15 protein-coding genes are annotated in these 16,284 nt (G+C 36.4%); 11 read left to right on the top strand and 4 right to left on the bottom strand.

What is annotated here, in order from left to right:
• The first annotated feature begins 2 nt into the window (after positions 1–2).
• The 8 genes from ACN5J3_RS11300 (at position 3) to ACN5J3_RS11265 (ending at position 7,203) form a co-directional block, all read left to right on the top strand.
• Positions 3–761, top strand: a complete 759-nt coding sequence (locus tag ACN5J3_RS11300; RefSeq protein ID WP_418511814.1) for an enoyl-CoA hydratase/isomerase family protein — start codon at positions 3–5, stop codon at positions 759–761.
• The gene (locus ACN5J3_RS11295; RefSeq protein WP_418511813.1) at positions 761–1,384 is read left to right on the top strand and encodes a transferase hexapeptide repeat family protein; all 624 of its coding nucleotides are present in this window, start codon (positions 761–763) and stop codon (positions 1,382–1,384) included. The genes ACN5J3_RS11300 and ACN5J3_RS11295 overlap by 1 nt, the downstream gene beginning before the upstream one ends.
• Positions 1,381–1,701 (top strand): GIY-YIG nuclease family protein, encoded by a 321-nt coding sequence (locus tag ACN5J3_RS11290; RefSeq protein WP_418511812.1) that lies wholly within the window; start codon positions 1,381–1,383, stop codon positions 1,699–1,701. Before ACN5J3_RS11295 ends, ACN5J3_RS11290 begins: the two co-directional genes overlap by 4 nt.
• The gene (locus ACN5J3_RS11285) at positions 1,691–3,028 is read left to right on the top strand and encodes a dihydrolipoamide acetyltransferase family protein (protein WP_418511811.1); all 1,338 of its coding nucleotides are present in this window, start codon (positions 1,691–1,693) and stop codon (positions 3,026–3,028) included. Before ACN5J3_RS11290 ends, ACN5J3_RS11285 begins: the two co-directional genes overlap by 11 nt.
• Positions 3,029–3,094: 66 nt before the next feature.
• Entirely contained in the window at positions 3,095–4,162 is a 1,068-nt protein-coding gene (locus tag ACN5J3_RS11280; RefSeq protein WP_418511810.1) for a branched-chain amino acid aminotransferase, read from the top strand.
• Between the two features lie 112 nt (positions 4,163–4,274).
• Entirely contained in the window at positions 4,275–6,350 is a 2,076-nt protein-coding gene (locus tag ACN5J3_RS11275; protein WP_418511809.1) for an alpha-ketoacid dehydrogenase subunit alpha/beta, read from the top strand.
• A 117-nt stretch (positions 6,351–6,467) separates the two neighbouring features.
• A complete protein-coding gene (locus ACN5J3_RS11270) occupies positions 6,468–6,722 on the top strand; it encodes a hypothetical protein (RefSeq protein WP_417289855.1) in 255 nt (84 codons plus the stop codon).
• Positions 6,723–6,846: 124 nt separating this feature from the next.
• Positions 6,847–7,203 (top strand): hypothetical protein, encoded by a 357-nt coding sequence (locus ACN5J3_RS11265; protein ID WP_417289854.1) that lies wholly within the window; start codon positions 6,847–6,849, stop codon positions 7,201–7,203.
• A gap of 59 nt (positions 7,204–7,262) precedes the next feature.
• Here ACN5J3_RS11265 and ACN5J3_RS11260 read toward each other — a convergent pair whose 3' ends face one another.
• From ACN5J3_RS11260 to ACN5J3_RS11250, 3 genes are read right to left on the bottom strand one after another with little or no spacing between them, the layout of a single operon-like run.
• Positions 7,263–7,802 (bottom strand): DUF4136 domain-containing protein, encoded by a 540-nt coding sequence (locus tag ACN5J3_RS11260; protein ID WP_418511808.1) that lies wholly within the window; start codon positions 7,800–7,802, stop codon positions 7,263–7,265.
• Between the two features lie 18 nt (positions 7,803–7,820).
• Positions 7,821–9,809: a urocanate hydratase gene (locus ACN5J3_RS11255; RefSeq protein ID WP_418511838.1), complete on the bottom strand. Its 1,989-nt coding sequence runs from the start codon at positions 9,807–9,809 to the stop codon at positions 7,821–7,823.
• A 17-nt stretch (positions 9,810–9,826) separates the two neighbouring features.
• A complete protein-coding gene (locus ACN5J3_RS11250; protein ID WP_161566758.1) occupies positions 9,827–9,988 on the bottom strand; it encodes a DUF5522 domain-containing protein in 162 nt (53 codons plus the stop codon).
• Positions 9,989–10,038: 50 nt separating this feature from the next.
• On the opposite strand from ACN5J3_RS11250, the gene ACN5J3_RS11245 reads away from it, so the two are divergent.
• Positions 10,039–10,362: a hypothetical protein gene (locus ACN5J3_RS11245; RefSeq protein WP_417289851.1), complete on the top strand. Its 324-nt coding sequence runs from the start codon at positions 10,039–10,041 to the stop codon at positions 10,360–10,362.
• On the opposite strand, the gene ACN5J3_RS11240 is transcribed toward ACN5J3_RS11245, so the two are convergent.
• Positions 10,363–14,151 carry a T9SS sorting signal type C domain-containing protein gene (locus tag ACN5J3_RS11240; protein WP_418511807.1) on the bottom strand — a complete coding sequence of 1,263 codons (3,789 nt, stop codon included), beginning with the start codon at positions 14,149–14,151 and terminating at the stop codon, positions 10,363–10,365.
• Positions 14,152–14,549: 398 nt separating this feature from the next.
• On the opposite strand from ACN5J3_RS11240, the gene ACN5J3_RS11235 reads away from it, so the two are divergent.
• Positions 14,550–15,470 (top strand): 1-aminocyclopropane-1-carboxylate deaminase/D-cysteine desulfhydrase, encoded by a 921-nt coding sequence (locus tag ACN5J3_RS11235; RefSeq protein WP_418511806.1) that lies wholly within the window; start codon positions 14,550–14,552, stop codon positions 15,468–15,470.
• Positions 15,471–15,516: 46 nt separating this feature from the next.
• Positions 15,517–16,284, top strand: a complete 768-nt coding sequence (locus ACN5J3_RS11230) for a glucosaminidase domain-containing protein (RefSeq protein WP_418509291.1) — start codon at positions 15,517–15,519, stop codon at positions 16,282–16,284.

The raw sequence follows: 16,284 nt of genomic DNA, 5'->3' as shown, positions 1-16,284 counted from the left end.
TTATGTCAGAACAACAACCATACGTAAAACAAACCATAGAAAACCAAGTAGGATACATCGAATTTTTTCATCCTGCGCATAATTCATTACCAGGAAATATTCTGGCTGAACTAGCACAGACTATCACCGATGCTGGCAATAATGACGATATCAAAGTCATCGTTCTTAAAAGTGGAGGCGATAGAACATTTTGTGCAGGAGCAAGTTTTAACGAGCTTATCAATATCAATGATGAAGCCACAGGAAAAGTCTTCTTTTCAGGATTTGCTAACGTGATTAATGCAATGCGTAAATGTCCAAAATTTATCATTGGTCGCGTGCAAGGAAAAACCGTTGGTGGTGGAGTAGGAGTTGCGTCGGCAACCGATTATTGTATGGCAACAAAATTTGCAGCCATAAAGTTAAGTGAACTAAACGTTGGTATCGGTCCGTTTGTGGTTGGTCCAGCCGTAGAACGTAAGTTAGGTTTAAGCGGAATGTCACAAATCGCAATAGATGCCAATACGTTTTATCCAGCAGAATGGGCAAAACAAAAAGGCTTATTTACGCAGGTTTTTGATACTACAGAAGCTTTAGACAAAGCCATAAAAACCTTTGCCGAAAATCTTTGTAGCTACAATCCAGAAGCAATGAAAGAAATGAAGAAAATCTTCTGGCAAGGTACCGAAGATTGGGACACGCTTCTAGCCGAAAGAGCAGCTATTAGTGGTCGCTTGGTATTAAGTGATTTTACAAAAGAAACATTAAAACGATTTAAATAGTGATTTACGCATTCCAAGGATACACACCAGTCGTACACGAAAGTAGTTTCGTGCATCCGTTGGCAGCAGTCACAGGTAATGTCATCATTGGCAAAAACTGTTACATCGGTCCAGGTGCTGCCATTCGTGGAGATTGGGGACAAATCATTTTAGAGGATGGTGTTAATGTGCAAGAGAACTGTACAGTGCATATGTTTCCGGGTAAATCTATTACCTTAAAAGAAAGTGCGCACGTTGGTCATGGAGCCATCATTCACGGAGCCAATTTGGGTCGTAATTGCCTCATTGGTATGAATACCGTAATTATGGATGATGCCGAAATTGGAGATGAAAGTATCGTTGGAGCCATGGCATTTGTTAAGGCCGAAACTAAAATTCCACCACGTAGTTTAGTGGTTGGTAATCCAGTAAAAGTCATCAAGCAGGTAAGCGATGAGATGATTGCTTGGAAAACTAAAGGGACGCAGTTATATCAGCAGTTACCGAAAGATTGTCATAACAGTCTAAAAGCCGTTGAGCCATTACGCGAAGTTCCAGAAAATATGAAAATCCAAGAAGGTGCTTATGACACCTTAAGGGAATATTTCCTGCGTAGGCAGGAATATCATAACAAAAAGGAATGAAAGTTTGGTATGTTTACATGATGGCTAATAAGCCAAATGGAGTAATTTATATTGGAATTACTGACGATATAGAAGAACGAGTGAAAGAACATAAGTTAAAGGTCAGACCAGAATCTTTTACAGCAAAATATAATTGTGATAAGCTAGTATATTTTGAAGAATGTATTAGTGTTGAAGAAGCCATAATTAGAGAAAGAAGGATGAAAAAATGGAAAAGAGACTGGAAAATAGACTTAATTGAAGAGATGAATCCAAGTTGGATGGACATAAGTATAAATTGGAATTTAAACTTAAATAAGTTTAGAAATGGAAGATAAAGAGATTCCTGCTTTCGCAGGAAGTTATGAACTAAAAATGCCCAAAATGGGCGAGAGTATCACAGAAGGAACCATCATTAATTGGTTAATCAATGAAGGCGATTCTTTTGATGAAGGCGATATCATATTAGAAGTAGCCACAGATAAGGTAGATAACGAAGTGCCTGCACCAGCAGCAGGAACGTTGCTAGAAACCAAATACCAAGCAAAAGATGTGGTAAAAGTTGGTGAGGTTATCGCTCTTCTAGAAATAGAAAAATCGAAATCGAAACCGAAATCGAAAAATGATGTCACGTCGAGCGCAGTCGAGACATCAAAAAAGAAGACCAAAAAGAGTCCTTCAATAGCATCTAGTATTAACAAGGAATCTCATTCGGTTTCAACTTCAGCTTCAACTTCGAATTCAAAGTTCTTCTCACCATTAATCATTTCCATTGCAAAGGAACATCACATTAGTTTTGAAGAACTTGCAAGAATACCAGCAACCGGAAACGAAGGACGATTAAGAAAAAGCGATGTCTTTAATTATATCGAAGATGGCAGACCTTATAAGTTTGCGCAGCCAGTGGTTGAAGATCCAACAGCTTATCGCATTCCGCAATTAACGTTCGATAAAGGCAAAGGAAAGATTGTAGAAATGGATCGTATGCGTCAAATGATTGCCGATCATATGGTGTATTCCAAACACACGTCACCACACGTAACAGCATATGTTGAAGCCGACTTAACCAATATGGTAAACTGGCGAAATGAAAATAAAGTTATTTTTCAGGAAAAATATGGCGAAAAACTAACCTTTACACCATTGTTTGTAGAAGCAGTAGCTAAAGCGGTCAAGGATTTTCCAAATATCAATGCGTCTGTTGATGGTAATAATATCATCGTAAAAGAAGACATCAATATTGGTATGGCAACAGCATTACCAAGTGGAAATTTAATTGTGCCAGTCGTTAAAAACGCTGACACTAAAGACTTAAAAGCGTTAGCCGAAAACGTAAACGAGCTCGCTGGAAAAGCAAGAGAAAACAAGTTGAGTGGCGACGATATCAAAGGAAGCACGTTCACTATTTCTAACGTTGGGACGTTTGGTAGCGTAATGGGAACACCGATTATTAACCAACCGGAAGTTGCCATTTTAGCATTAGGAATTATTAAAAAGCGAGCCGAAGTCATTGAAACTGAAAAAGGCGATGAAATCGCTATTAGAAGTATGATGTACTTATCACTGTCTTTCGATCATCGTGTCGTTGATGGTTTCCTAGGTGGAAGCTTTGTGCGAAGAGTTGCCGATTATTTAGAGCAATTTGATACCAATAGAAAAATATAATTTTTTGAACTGTCCCCTTGAGGGGACTTTAGGGGTGTTTTTTAACCCTCAAAAAAATGTGTAATTATGAAACATAATATATCCATTCAAAAAGTAGAAAAATCAAAAGTCGATACTATCGACTTCAACAACATACCATTAGGAACCTCTTTCACAGATCATATGTTTATCTGCGATTATAAAGATGGCGAATGGCAAAACCCAAGAATAGAACCTTTAGCTTTAATTCCAACGCATCCAGCAGCAATGGCGTTGCATTACGGACAAGCCATTTTCGAAGGAATGAAAGCTAATGTAGATGAAGACGGAACACCAATGCTATTTCGTGCCGATAAAAATGCAGCGCGTTTAAACTTTAGTGCAGACAGAATGGGAATGCCAAATGTTCCAGAAGAGTTGTTTGTAGAAGGTTTAAAACAGCTTGTAGCTATGGACAAAGCGTGGATTCCACCACAAGATGGTAGTGCATTGTACTTACGTCCGTTTATGTATGCCGATGAAGCTTTTATTGGAATGCGTGCAGCCACAAGTTACAAGTTTATCATTATGGCATCACCAGCAGGTCCGTTTTTTAGCAAGCGCATAAAATTGTGGGCTGAAAAGAAATTCGTTCGTGCCGTAGATGGTGGTACAGGCGAAGCAAAAGCGGCTGGAAATTACGCAGCAGCAATTCGTCCAACGGAATTGGCAAAAGCAAAAGGCTACGATCAAGTATTGTGGTTAGATGCTGTTGAGCACGAGTACATTCAAGAGGTTGGAACAATGAATATTTTCTTCAAAATTGATGGAAAATTCATCACACCACGTCGCGATGGCGCCATTCTCGATGGCATTACCAGAATGAGTGTTATCGCTATTTTAAAAGATAAAGGTTTTGAAGTTATTGAGCGTCCAATCACGCTTACCGAAATCCGTGAAGCATCAGAAAAAGGCCTTTTAGAGGAAGCTTTCGGAACAGGAACAGCCGTTGGTATTGCTTACATTCAGAGCATTGGCACAGAAAATGGCGACATTCACGTCTCTGACGAAAGTCCGGTAGGATTAGAGGTTAACGACACGCTAAATGCCATAAAAACAGGAAAAATTGAAGATAAATTCAACTGGATGATAAAGGTTGAAGAAGAGCTAGCTTAAAATAATTTGGGCGTTACCACAAGGGTCGGGCTTTACGCTATATCTTTTTTGCTTTTAATGGCAAAAAAGGATGCCGCTGTAATCCCTAACGCAGAAATAAGTTCAGAAAACAATGAATAAAGACATATTAAAAAAAGGGTTTACCAATTTAGTAACCGCCAAAACAATGGCAGAATTGTATGAAGCCAACTTCAAAGTAGTTTCAAAATACGTGCACGCTACATCACGTGGTCACGAAGCCATTCAGACCGCTTTAGGAATGCAATTGTTACCTCAAGATTATGCATTTCCGTATTATAGAGACGATGCAATGTTGTTAGCTTTTGGCATGACGCCTTACGATTTAATGCTTCAGGTGTTAGCTAAAAAAGACGATCCATTTTCTGGTGGAAGAACCTATTATTCACATCCAAGTTTAAAAGATGCGGACAAGCCAAAAATTCCACATCAGTCTTCTGCTACAGGTATGCAAGCCATTCCTGCAACTGGTGTCGCGATGGGAATGCAATATTTGGAAAAGCAAGGACTTCAAAATTCAAATGTTGTTCAAAATGATAGCAAAGAATCGCAATTAAATCCAATTACGGTTTGTAGTTTAGGCGACGCATCAGTTACCGAAGGTGAAATTGCAGAAGCCTTTCAAATGGCAGCGTTAAAGCAAATGCCAATTCTATATTTGGTGCAAGACAATGGTTGGGATATTTCAGCCAATGAAGCCGAAACCAGAGCTCAAAATGCTGCAGAATATGCAAAAGGTTTTCACGGATTAGAAGCCATTTCTATTGATGGTGCTAACTTTATTGAAAGCTATGAAGCTCTAGAAAAAGTTATAAAAACCATCCGAGAAGAACGTCGTCCGTTTTTAGTACACGCTAAAGTGCCGTTATTAAATCATCATACGTCTGGTGTTCGTATGGAATGGTATCGTGATGATTTGGAAGAAGCTAAATCTCGTGATCCATATCCTGTTTTAAAACAGCAAATGTTAGACAATGGTTTCACTCAAAAGGAACTTATTGAAATCGAATCCGAAATCGAAAGTGAAGTCGAAAAAGCATTTCAAAAAGCCTTAAAAGCAGAAGACCCAACACCAGAAGATTTATTTACGCACGATTTTGCACCAACACCAATTACCGAAGAGAAAGGCGAGCGTTCGCCAGAAGGTGCAGAAAAAGTAGTGATGGTAGATTGTGCCTTATTCGCTGTGGAAGAATTAATGCGCAAGCATCCAGAGTGTTTGCTTTACGGACAAGATGTTGGTGGACGACTTGGTGGTGTATTTAGAGAAGCCGCGACATTAGCACAGAAATTTGGTGACGACCGCGTTTTTAATACACCAATTCAAGAAGCTTTTATCGTGGGTTCTACGGTTGGTATGAGTGCGGTTGGATTAAAACCTATTGTTGAGGTTCAGTTTGCTGATTATATTTGGCCAGGACTCAATCAATTATTTACCGAAGTGAGCCGTAGCTGTTATTTAAGTAACGGAAAATGGCCTGTAAGTATGATTTTGCGTGTGCCAATTGGTGCTTATGGTAGTGGTGGACCATACCATTCATCTTCTGTAGAAAGTGTAGTCACTAACATTAGAGGTGTAAAAATTGCTTACCCAAGTAATGGTGCTGATTTAAAAGGCTTAATGAAATCCGCATATCACGATCCTAATCCAGTAGTTATTTTTGAGCATAAAGGTTTGTATTGGTCTAAGGTTCCAGGCACGCAAGGCGCAACTTCTGTAGAACCTGCTGAAGACTACGTATTGCCTTTTGGAAAAGCTTGGGTATTACAAGAAATTTGGAAGCAAGACGATGTAGAAACCTGCACGATTGTAACCTATGGGATGGGTGTGCATTGGGCAATGAATGCTTCAGAAGAATTGGGTTTAAAAGACCAAATAGAAGTTATCGATTTAAGAACATTGTATCCTCTAGATAAAGCAACGATAATGAAGTCGGTTAAGAAAACAGGTAAGTGTTTAGTGGTAACTGAAGAGCCAAGTAACAACAGTTTTGCAAGAGCATTATCTGGGAAAATTCAGGAAGAATGCTTTAAATATTTAGATGCACCAGTAATGACAATTGGTAGTGAAAATATGCCTGCAATTCCATTGAATTCAACATTAGAGCAGACCATGATTCCTTCAACAGAAAAGTTGAAAGCTAAAATAGAAGTGTTATTGAAATATTAAAATTTACGAATATCTGTATTTTTGTGTTAAAAAACAGCTGATAATTTAACAAAACTAGTTTTTTGATTAATATGTTTTATAGTTTAGAGTATTATTAACCTTTAAAAATTAGAAATCATGAAACGATTAATTTATATAGTAGCCATATTTACTTTAGTAACAGTAGCTTTTACTTCTTGTAGAGATGATAAAAAAACCGAAAAAGAAGAACTTATTGAAGAAATGCAAGAAGAAGGTGCAGATGTTAAAGTAAAAGAAAAAGGAGATAAGACTAAAATTAAAATGGAAACCGAAGAAAAAGAGGTGAAAATTAAAGAAAAGTCAGATGGAGATACAAAAATTAAAGTAGATGACAACTCTACAGAACAGTAATATCGAATTACGTTTACTACAAAAGCGGCATTTTATGTCGCTTTTTATTTTTATTTAAAAAACTATAGATATATTTTGTATATTTAGCCTTTAATCAACATGTAAATATTAATATAAAATTATTATGAAAAAGTATATATCACTTTTTAGCTTTATAGCAATGTTTTTTTTAGGGATGCAATTCTCTAGTGCTCAAGCATCAAGAACTACTCAAAGAACTCCTGAAGCGATTGCAAAACAGAAAACATATGAAATCCATGAGTTGGTTGTTCTTACAGGAGAGCAACAAAGTGGTGTTTTTAGAGCTTTGGTAGATGCTGAAGAAAATATAAAAGCATTAAATGAAAAGAGCGATATTGAAGCTATTCAAAAATATAAAGCAGAGATTTTAAGTCGTTTAAATGATAAGATTAAAGGTATTCTTACTCCAGATCAATACAAGACTTATTTAACGTCTTTAGAGGAAAAAAATAAAAAGTAATTGTTGATATAACAATCACAAAAAAAGCGACTCATTTGAGTCGCTTTTTTTATAAGTAATTATTCTTTTTCTTCAGGAGGATATTTTTCTAGTATTTTAAAAACAAACTCTTTAATGCGTTCATCTTTCTCTTTCATATTATGTGTGAGATATCCAACTCCTTGACCTTGCCATACTAGTTCTTTTCTTTTGGCATCAATAAGATCTATGTATAGAATGCCTTCAGTATTGGTTGAAACAGAGTTAAAGTTATTCCAATACCAAGGGCTCCATCCCCAACCATAACCGTATGGGCCAAAGCCGTTATTGTATACATTTACTTGTTCTCGTTCTTTAGTGAATATACTAACTAACATATCAGGAGTTTCAGATTTTGTCATTCCTTTGGCTAGTAACTCGGCTTCAATAGCTCTTAAAATTCTTCTTTTATCTAAATCACTAATTTCAGCCTTATCAATCCCGGGCTTAAAAAAAGCAAAGGATTTATATTGATTGAAATTTACTTCTTTGTCATAGTCAGCTGCAACCCTAACTGAACTACAAGAAGATAATAGAATAGCGAGAATTAAAACAGGTGATAATTTTAGTAGCTTTTTCATAGTTCTTTTTTTTTATTGTTATTCCAATAGTTTCTCATCTACAAAATTAGGAACCGTAACTTTTAGATTAGGTTCTTGTTCCATAGCGCGTTTTATAGCAAAAACAGCACCTTCATTTCTTGCCCAACTTCTTCTGGAAATACCATTGTTTACATCCCAGAAAAGCATTGATTTTAAGCGTGTTTCTGCTTCATTAGTACCATCAAGAACCATACCAAATCCACCATTTATAACTTCTCCCCAGCCAACGCCACCACCATTGTGGATACTTACCCAAGTGGCTCCTCTGAAGCTATCTCCTATAACATTGTGTATAGCCATATCTGAAGTGAAACGAGAACCATCGTAAATATTACTGGTTTCACGATAAGGTGAATCTGTACCTGATACATCATGGTGATCACGACCTAGAACAACGTAACCTATTTCGCCTTTTGCAATGGCATCGTTGAATGCTTTAGCGATTTTCATTCGACCTTCAGCATCTGCATAAAGAATTCTGGCTTGTGAGCCTACTACTAATTTATTTTCTTGAGCACCTTTAATCCACTGAATATTGTCAGCCATTTGCTGTTGGATTTCTTCAGGTGAGTTTTTCATGATTTCTTCTAAAACTTCACAAGCAATAGCATCTGTTTTTGCTAGATCTTCTGGTTTACCCGAAGTGCAAACCCAACGGAATGGCCCAAATCCATAATCAAAACACATTGGTCCCATAATATCTTGCACGTAACTTGGATACTTAAATTCACGACCTATAGTTGGGTTTTCAGACATAACATCAGCACCAGCACGAGAAGCTTCGAGCAAGAAGGCATTTCCGTAATCAAAGAAATAAGTACCTTTCTTTGTGTGTTTGTTAATAGCAGTTGCATGACGACGTAAACTTTCTTGAACTTTAGTCTTGAATAAATCTGGATTATTTGCCATCATGTCGTTAGCATCTTCAAAAGATAATCCAACAGGATAATAACCACCAGCCCAAGGATTATGCAATGAGGTTTGGTCACTTCCTAAATCGATATGAATATTAGATTCATCAAATTTTTCCCAGACTTCAACAACATTTCCTAGGTATGCTATTGATATTGTTTCTTTGTTTGTTTGCGCTTTTTGTACTCGTGCTACTAATTCATCTAAATCGGTGATTTTTTCATCAATCCAACCTTGATCTAATCGAATTTGAGTGATTTTAGGATTCACTTCTGCACAAATCGTAATACAGCCAGCAATGTTACCTGCTTTTGGTTGCGCACCAGACATTCCGCCTAAACCAGAGGTAACAAAAATGTGCCCTTTAGGTGATTTTTTTATTTTTCTAAAACCGTTTAAAACGGTAATTGTTGTGCCGTGAACAATGCCTTGAGGTCCAATATACATGTAGCTTCCGGCTGTCATTTGTCCGTATTGTGTAACGCCAAGAGCGTTGAATTTTTCCCAATCATCTGGTTTGGAATAATTAGGAATCATCATGCCGTTGGTAACAACTACACGAGGCGCGTTTTTATGCGATGGAAATAAACCCATAGGATGACCAGAGTACATAACAAGCGTTTGCTCATCTGTCATGGTTGCTAAATATTGCATGGTTAATAAATACTGCGCCCAGTTAGAAAACACAGCGCCATTGCCACCATACGTAATTAATTCATGTGGATGTTGTGCAACAGCATAATCCAAATTGTTTTGAATCATTAACATGATAGCTGCAGCTTGCTTTGATTTGGCAGGATATTCATCAATTGGGCGTGCATACATTTTGTAATCTGGACGAAAACGATACATGTAAATGCGTCCATAAGTTTCTAATTCTTCTTTGAATTCAGGAAGAAGTGTTGCGTGGTGTTGTGGTTCAAAATAGCGCAACGCATTTTGAAGTGCTAATTTTTTTTCTTCATCAGAAAGAATCTCCTTACGTTTAGGTGCATGATTAATAGAAGCTTCATAAGGTTTAGTGTTAGGTAATGTGTTTGGTATTCCTTGTAGTATTTGTTCTTTAAAAGATATGTTAGTTGTTGTAGACATTAGTTTCTTTTTAATTGTTTTTTATTGAATCCGTATGGGCAGTGTCTGCATCCACTTTCGCAGCAATAGCCTCGTTTTAGGTGGTATTGCTCTGTGAAACAGCGATAGCCTTCAGGAGTTAAGTAATAATCTCCTTCTTCAATAGGAATGATTTTTTTCATAATCTAACAAAGATAATGTAATTTGGATTGATTTTTGAAGTTTCAAGACGATGATATTGGTTTCAAAATATATAGTGCCAAAAGGTTATGTGGGAATTACAATTTATCCCTTTGTGTTTTTAAAGTATAAAGCTTTGAAGAAAGATGCCGTGCTTTTAAATCATGAAAAAATTCATTTAAAGCAGCAGTTGGAGCTGTTGATTATTCCGTTTTATTTATTGTATCTAATTGAGTTTTTTATAAGATTAGTTCAATATAAGAATATGTATGCTGCGTATAAAAATATCTCTTTTGAGCGTGAGGCTTATGTAAATGAAAAAGACCTCGATTATTTAAAAACGAGGCCTTTTTATACTTTTGTTAGTTATTATTAGTTATTGTCTTAAAACTACTTTTTGAGTTTTTTGTAGTCCATTTTTAAGTGTAGCTTGAACAATATAAGCACCATCAGAGTACGGTAAGTTTTCAATAGTTGTTTCTAATGAATTAATCTCACTTTTGTTTATTAATGTGCGCCCTAATAAATCATATACAATAACAGAGTTTATATTGCTTGTTGCGGATTTTACTTTGATATACTTACTGTTTGGGGCTGATATAGTAAATCCAGTGTTACTATCAAACTCATGAGTAGATAATGAGTTGTTAGTATATCTTAATATAAAGCGATTGTTATGAGTACCATTTTCAATATTAAAAGTATATGGAGAAACTCTTAAATCATGAATAATGTTTAAGTAAGTGTCTTCAAGGTATATGTTTTGATTTGTTGAAAGAAACAAGCCGTCTAAAGTGTTTAAGCCAATAGAATGAGTGCCGCTTTCAGGGGTTTTAAAGCCTAAAGGAACAAGGTCAGTGTCTGTAAAAGGTAAAGTTCTTCCTTGAATAGACATTTTGTCTTCTCCAATAAGCGAGTAAAAGCTTGTTGGGTTTCCTTCAAATTCAAAACCGTCATATAATCTGTCAGTGTCATTTGTGGCACCATCAATATAACCTACTAAAATAGAAGCAGCTGTATTGCTAGGAGTCACAAGGTCTAGCCAAAGTCTGTGGCGCTCAATAGTGTTTCTTGATTCTGAAATGGTACCTCTGTAGAACTGATCATTAGGAATTGTAGCATTTCTCATACTGTTATTGAAGACAACTTGTTCTGATGTTGAAGCATTGTCAAGCATTAGAACAAAGAAAGCTTGCCCTGAAGCTATGCTGCCGTTGAAGCCTGGAGGATTGGACCCAGTGTAATTGTTGTCAATATAATCATCACTGTAATTGTATACAAAATCTTCATAAAAAGGGCTGGCAATTGCGGCAGGAGTATTTTCATGTGTCCATAAATAAATAGTGCCATCAATATAAGGATTAGCAGAAATGAAGTCTGTATACGAAATCCCTGAAGGGTATGGATTACCTATTAGGTTCCAATTATCATCTTGAGGAGTAGTGCCATTAGCAACACCATTATCGCCTTGATAGTTTCCTGTTGTGTGGGTGCCTCGCGTTATATTAACGCTAACATTGCCATTGTTTGGTCTACCTGTAAACTCCGCTGTTGTATAGGGAACAGCCGGTGTGTCTGGATAAGGAGTTGTTCCTGTTAGGTTTCTAACTATGTAGCCTGTGCCTAGACTCATAAGTTCATTAGGGGCTGGATGTCTCCAGTCTCCGTGATTTCCAATACCACCTCCAGTAGCTTGAGTTGGAAGCCATTTCCAGATTAAGTTAGGGTTTGTGTTAGGGGAAATATTTTCAACATCAAAACTTTCTACAGGAGATGACCAATAAATGTAGTCATAAGGATCATCAAGGTTGTTTACACTTCGCTGTGCAGAAATTTCACCAATGTTATTATTTATAGTTTCTGTGGGGTCTTGAATTAAGCTTGCGCTATCACGTAAAAGAAAGAAACCGTCATTGTCTACATTTACCCAATCAGTGATTTCAATTACACTGTTGTTTTCAATCTCTAAAAAGCCATTAGCAAGTATTGTTAAATTTCTTCCTAATGCGGGTGACGGAGGTGTTGGAGGTGTAAAAATAGCATAGTCAGCTATAGGAGACCTATTATTACTAGTTGCAACATCAGGAATAATTACACAGTCTGAAGCCGTTGGAATACCTGTAGGTACCCAGTTGTTATCGTTATACCAGTTAGTATCTACAGAACCGTTCCATACTTTACCAATAATGTAGTCTGCTTGAAATCTGGTTCCTGGCGAGTCAGGGCATGCGCCCCAAAAAGAGTAAATCCCTGGTGTATTGGTATTTGATAAAGGAGAGCCAGTAACTCCGACAGGGTCAAAAGAAGATCCAGAGCCAATAGGAGAACCTCCAGTTGCAGTAGTATACCAATCTATGTCTCTAGGTGGGCCTGAAACGTTCCATGTAAAAGGTCCAGTGTGTGTGGTGCTACTAAAATCAAATATAGTTGTTACCAATGTGTATGTTACTCCGGTAGTTAGGTTTGCTGTGATTAAAGGGTCTAAATTAGGGCCATCATCATCATCACCAGCAATATATCCTGCAGAACAAGTTCCGGGAGTAAAACCAGACGCTGTTTCATAAATATATCCCATAGCGTCAAAATACGGAGTAGGAGTTTCAGCTGCAAAAGTGTAAACTCCAGATGTGTCAACAGTGAAATTAACAGATGTATAATTTGCAGTGTCAGTAGTATCAAATTGACAAGGGTCAGAACTGGATATAAAAATTATAGGTTGTAAAGCAACATTGTCAGTAGCAGCATTTAGGTTTCCATTGATGGTGTTGCCAATACTCAAAGAGCCTTGACAACCTATCGTTGATGTTAAAGGTTGGCTAGGTTCTCCAGGGCAAGGCAAGTATACACCATATACATCAGGAGGTGTTGGTGAGGTAGCACATATTCCAAAGGTGCCTTGGTTGTAGTTTCCATATTCCCAAAAACGAATATAAATGGTTTCACCTGGAGTTCTACCGGTTAAAGTTATTGAAGACATTAAGGCATTAGCGCTATCATCATCATCACATTCAATTAAAGATAAGGATCCGCATGTTCCAGAGTAAGCTGCAATTCCACTATCAGTTAAAGCTGCAGATTGTGTGTCTATAGTTACTTCTCCAGTAGAGCCTATTACTACTGAAAACCAAACATCACCACCAGAATAGCTTGCACAACCAGGAGCAGGAGCTCCAGTGCTAGCTGTAGCAGCTTCATTGGTGTAAAATGAGTAGTTACATATAGAATTAGATGATAAAGGAATAGCTCCTGAACAATCGTCATTAATTGGTGGAGCAGGTGGTTCAGAGACACAAATGCTAAAAGTGCCTTGGTCATCATTTCCATATTCCCAAAAACGGATATATAAGGTTTCGCCAGGCGTTCTTCCTGTTAAATCAATTGAAGACATTAATCCATTATCACTATCATCATCATCGCATTCAATTAAGGTTAAACTAGAACATGTTCCTCCAGAGTAAACAGCCATTCCACTATCTGTAAGACTTCCTGAGTTGGAATCTATGATAATAGCTCCGCTTGTACGAACAATAACTGAAAACCAAACATCACCACCAGAATAGTTTGCGCAGCCAGGAGCCGGAATTCCAGAGCTATTTGTTGCGCCTGCATTGGTAAAACTAGTGTATATGCATCCAGTGTTAACATTTAGGTTTGTTGCGTTGCATGGGTTGTCATTTGGCAATGACGCAACTGAAGAATCAAAAACACAAATAGTTCCGTTCATACTTCCGTTTCCGCCAGCTCGCTGAATGCGTACTCTGTAGCGTTGGCCAACAGTTGTGTTGTAGGTTATAGTTTCCTCATTGTTGGCGTTAGAGCTTCCATTATCATTTGCACATGAAACTGGGGACATATTTGTATTGCAAGCTCCTTCAAAAAGCGTTAAAATTACGTTGCCGTTTTGTATTGGGTTGTACGTAATGGTTGTAGATGTACTGATGGCATCAAACCAACCCCAAGCATCGTCTCTTGGGTTTTCTCCGCAACTAGCACCATTGTAATTCCATGAGTTGTCTGTGTTGCTTGTATTGTTCCAATTTTGTGTATTGCATGTGGTGTTTACAATCAATTCAGCGCTAGCAATATTACCGCAATCATCAGATTGACTAAATCCATAAAAAAAAGAAAGAAAAATACATCCTGAAAAAAGTAGTTTTTTCATCATAAAGTCTATTTTAATCTATTAAGCAGAGTGTCCTTAAATACAACGTGAGCAGGTTAATTTGGGTAGACTTTGGGGTGTCTTTGTGATTTTGAGTATTGTTCAATAAATTATGTTAAAAAAAATGCATAATTTATTTTATTTGGTTTAATGCGTGTTTTATTTCTTAAAAAATCAATTTTATTTGAAAAATAATCAATATAAATTTAATGTTTTTTTTTGTAGGAAAAAGAGGGTGTTAGGTTTTTCGATGAAACACATTGTTTTATAGATGAATAAGTCTGTTTTGTAGTGATACAGTGTGTTAGATGAAAAATAATGATTTGATTAAACGTCTGCTATTCTGTGTGTTATTGATGAGTTTTTTTAATTGTATTTTTGTGCTTCTATAATTATAAAGAATGGCATCAGTATTTAGTCTAAATAATGTTTTAAACGAAGATGTGATATCGTCAAGTTTAAAAAATGTTTCGTTGTCTTTGAAACGAGAAGATGTTATTCATGAATATGTTTCAGGTAACAAATACCGAAAATTAAAATACAACATACAACAAGCGCAAAAAGAAAAAAAAGAGATTCTTTTAACATTTGGAGGAGCTTTTTCTAACCATATTGCTGCAGTTTCAGCTATAGGTAGTTTGTTTGGTTTAAAAACGATAGGAGTTGTTAGAGGAGAAGAACTTAAAGATTCGTATGCTTCAAATGCCACATTGCTATTTGCAAAAAGTCAAGGCATGCAATTTGAATTTGTTTCTAGGAGTGTTTACAGAGAAAAAAATACCGAGTCATTTGTAAGAAAACTAAAGGAAAAGTTTGGTGATTTTTATTTAATTCCAGAAGGAGGAACAAACAATTTAGCTGTTAAGGGTTGTGAGGAGATTCTAACCGATAATGATAATAGTTTTGACTTTATTTGTTGTCCTGTAGGAACAGGAGGAACCATTTCAGGGTTGATTAATTCTAGTTTATCTCATCAAAAAATAATTGGTTTTCCTGCTTTAAAAGGTGATTTTTTACGAAAAGATATTAGTAAATTTGCAAATAAATCAAATTGGGAGCTAATTTCGGATTATCATTTTGGTGGGTATGCTAAAATAAATACCGAATTAATAAGTTTTATTAATCAATTTAAAGTTGAAAATAATATACAGCTAGATCCTGTTTATACAGGAAAAATGATGTTTGGTATTTTTGATTTAATTAAAAAAGAATATTTCCCAAAAGACTCGAAAATTTTGGCAATTCATACAGGTGGATTGCAAGGAATAGAAGGTATGAATGCTAGGCTTAAACGTAAAGGAATGCCATTAATACAATTATAAAATGATATATAGATTATTGATTACATGTTTGTTTATTTTTACTATAATGAGTTGCGGTTCCCGTAAGCGTGTTACCACAAAAAAAACAAGCAAGCCAAGAACAGAGCGTGTTACTAGAACAGTACCTCCTAAAACACATGTGCCAGAAACACCATCTGAACCAACAACACCAACAGTACCTGTAAAAACTTACGCCAATAGTACGGAACAGTATATAGCAAATTATGCTGCTATAGCTCAAGAAGAAATGCAGCTCTATAAAATTCCAGCAAGTATTACTTTGGCTCAAGGGATTTTAGAATCTGGTTCAGGAAAAGGGAGATTGTCAGTAGAGGCTAATAATCATTTTGGAATAAAATGTCATGAATGGACAGGAGCAAGAATTTATCACGATGATGATAAATCACAGGAATGCTTTAGAAAGTATAAAGACCCAAAATATTCATTCAGAGATCACTCATTGTTTTTAAAAGAAAGAAAACGTTATTATAAATTATTCGATTTAAGGATTAGCGACTACAAAGGCTGGGCAAGAGAGTTGAGAGCAGCAGGTTATGCAACCGATAAGAAATATCCAGACAAGTTGATAAGTCTTATAGAACGTTATCAATTATACAAATATGATGATATTGCTTCAGGAAACACTCCACAAGTAACTGTTTCAAACAATATATCACATCAAGTAGTAAAAGGAGATACATTATACTCCATTTCAAAAAGGTACAATACAACTGTTGATGTCTTAAAAAGGCTTAATGGTTTAACAAATAATAATTTAAGCATCGGTCAGGTGCTAATTGTAAAAACAAAATAA

Origin of the sequence: Corallibacter sp., assembly GCF_048381695.1 — a bacterium.
Lineage (GTDB): Bacteria > Bacteroidota > Bacteroidia > Flavobacteriales > Flavobacteriaceae > Corallibacter > Corallibacter vietnamensis.
The sequence above is the reverse complement of the archived record's forward strand: the minus strand, read 5'-3'. Positions and strand labels throughout refer to the sequence as shown.

Coding starts and splice junctions, on each gene's coding strand:
- ACN5J3_RS11300 (WP_418511814.1), top strand. CDS start 3: ATGTCAGAACAACAACCATACGTAAAACAAACCATAGAAAACCAAGTA.
- ACN5J3_RS11290 (WP_418511812.1), top strand. CDS start 1,381: ATGAAAGTTTGGTATGTTTACATGATGGCTAATAAGCCAAATGGAGTA.
- ACN5J3_RS11285 (WP_418511811.1), top strand. CDS start 1,691: ATGGAAGATAAAGAGATTCCTGCTTTCGCAGGAAGTTATGAACTAAAA.
- ACN5J3_RS11280 (WP_418511810.1), top strand. CDS start 3,095: ATGAAACATAATATATCCATTCAAAAAGTAGAAAAATCAAAAGTCGAT.
- ACN5J3_RS11275 (WP_418511809.1), top strand. CDS start 4,275: ATGAATAAAGACATATTAAAAAAAGGGTTTACCAATTTAGTAACCGCC.
- ACN5J3_RS11270 (WP_417289855.1), top strand. CDS start 6,468: ATGAAACGATTAATTTATATAGTAGCCATATTTACTTTAGTAACAGTA.
- ACN5J3_RS11265 (WP_417289854.1), top strand. CDS start 6,847: ATGAAAAAGTATATATCACTTTTTAGCTTTATAGCAATGTTTTTTTTA.
- ACN5J3_RS11260 (WP_418511808.1), bottom strand. CDS start 7,802: ATGAAAAAGCTACTAAAATTATCACCTGTTTTAATTCTCGCTATTCTA.
- ACN5J3_RS11250 (WP_161566758.1), bottom strand. CDS start 9,988: ATGAAAAAAATCATTCCTATTGAAGAAGGAGATTATTACTTAACTCCT.
- ACN5J3_RS11245 (WP_417289851.1), top strand. CDS start 10,039: ATGATATTGGTTTCAAAATATATAGTGCCAAAAGGTTATGTGGGAATT.
- ACN5J3_RS11240 (WP_418511807.1), bottom strand. CDS start 14,151: ATGATGAAAAAACTACTTTTTTCAGGATGTATTTTTCTTTCTTTTTTT.
- ACN5J3_RS11235 (WP_418511806.1), top strand. CDS start 14,550: ATGGCATCAGTATTTAGTCTAAATAATGTTTTAAACGAAGATGTGATA.
- ACN5J3_RS11230 (WP_418509291.1), top strand. CDS start 15,517: ATGAGTTGCGGTTCCCGTAAGCGTGTTACCACAAAAAAAACAAGCAAG.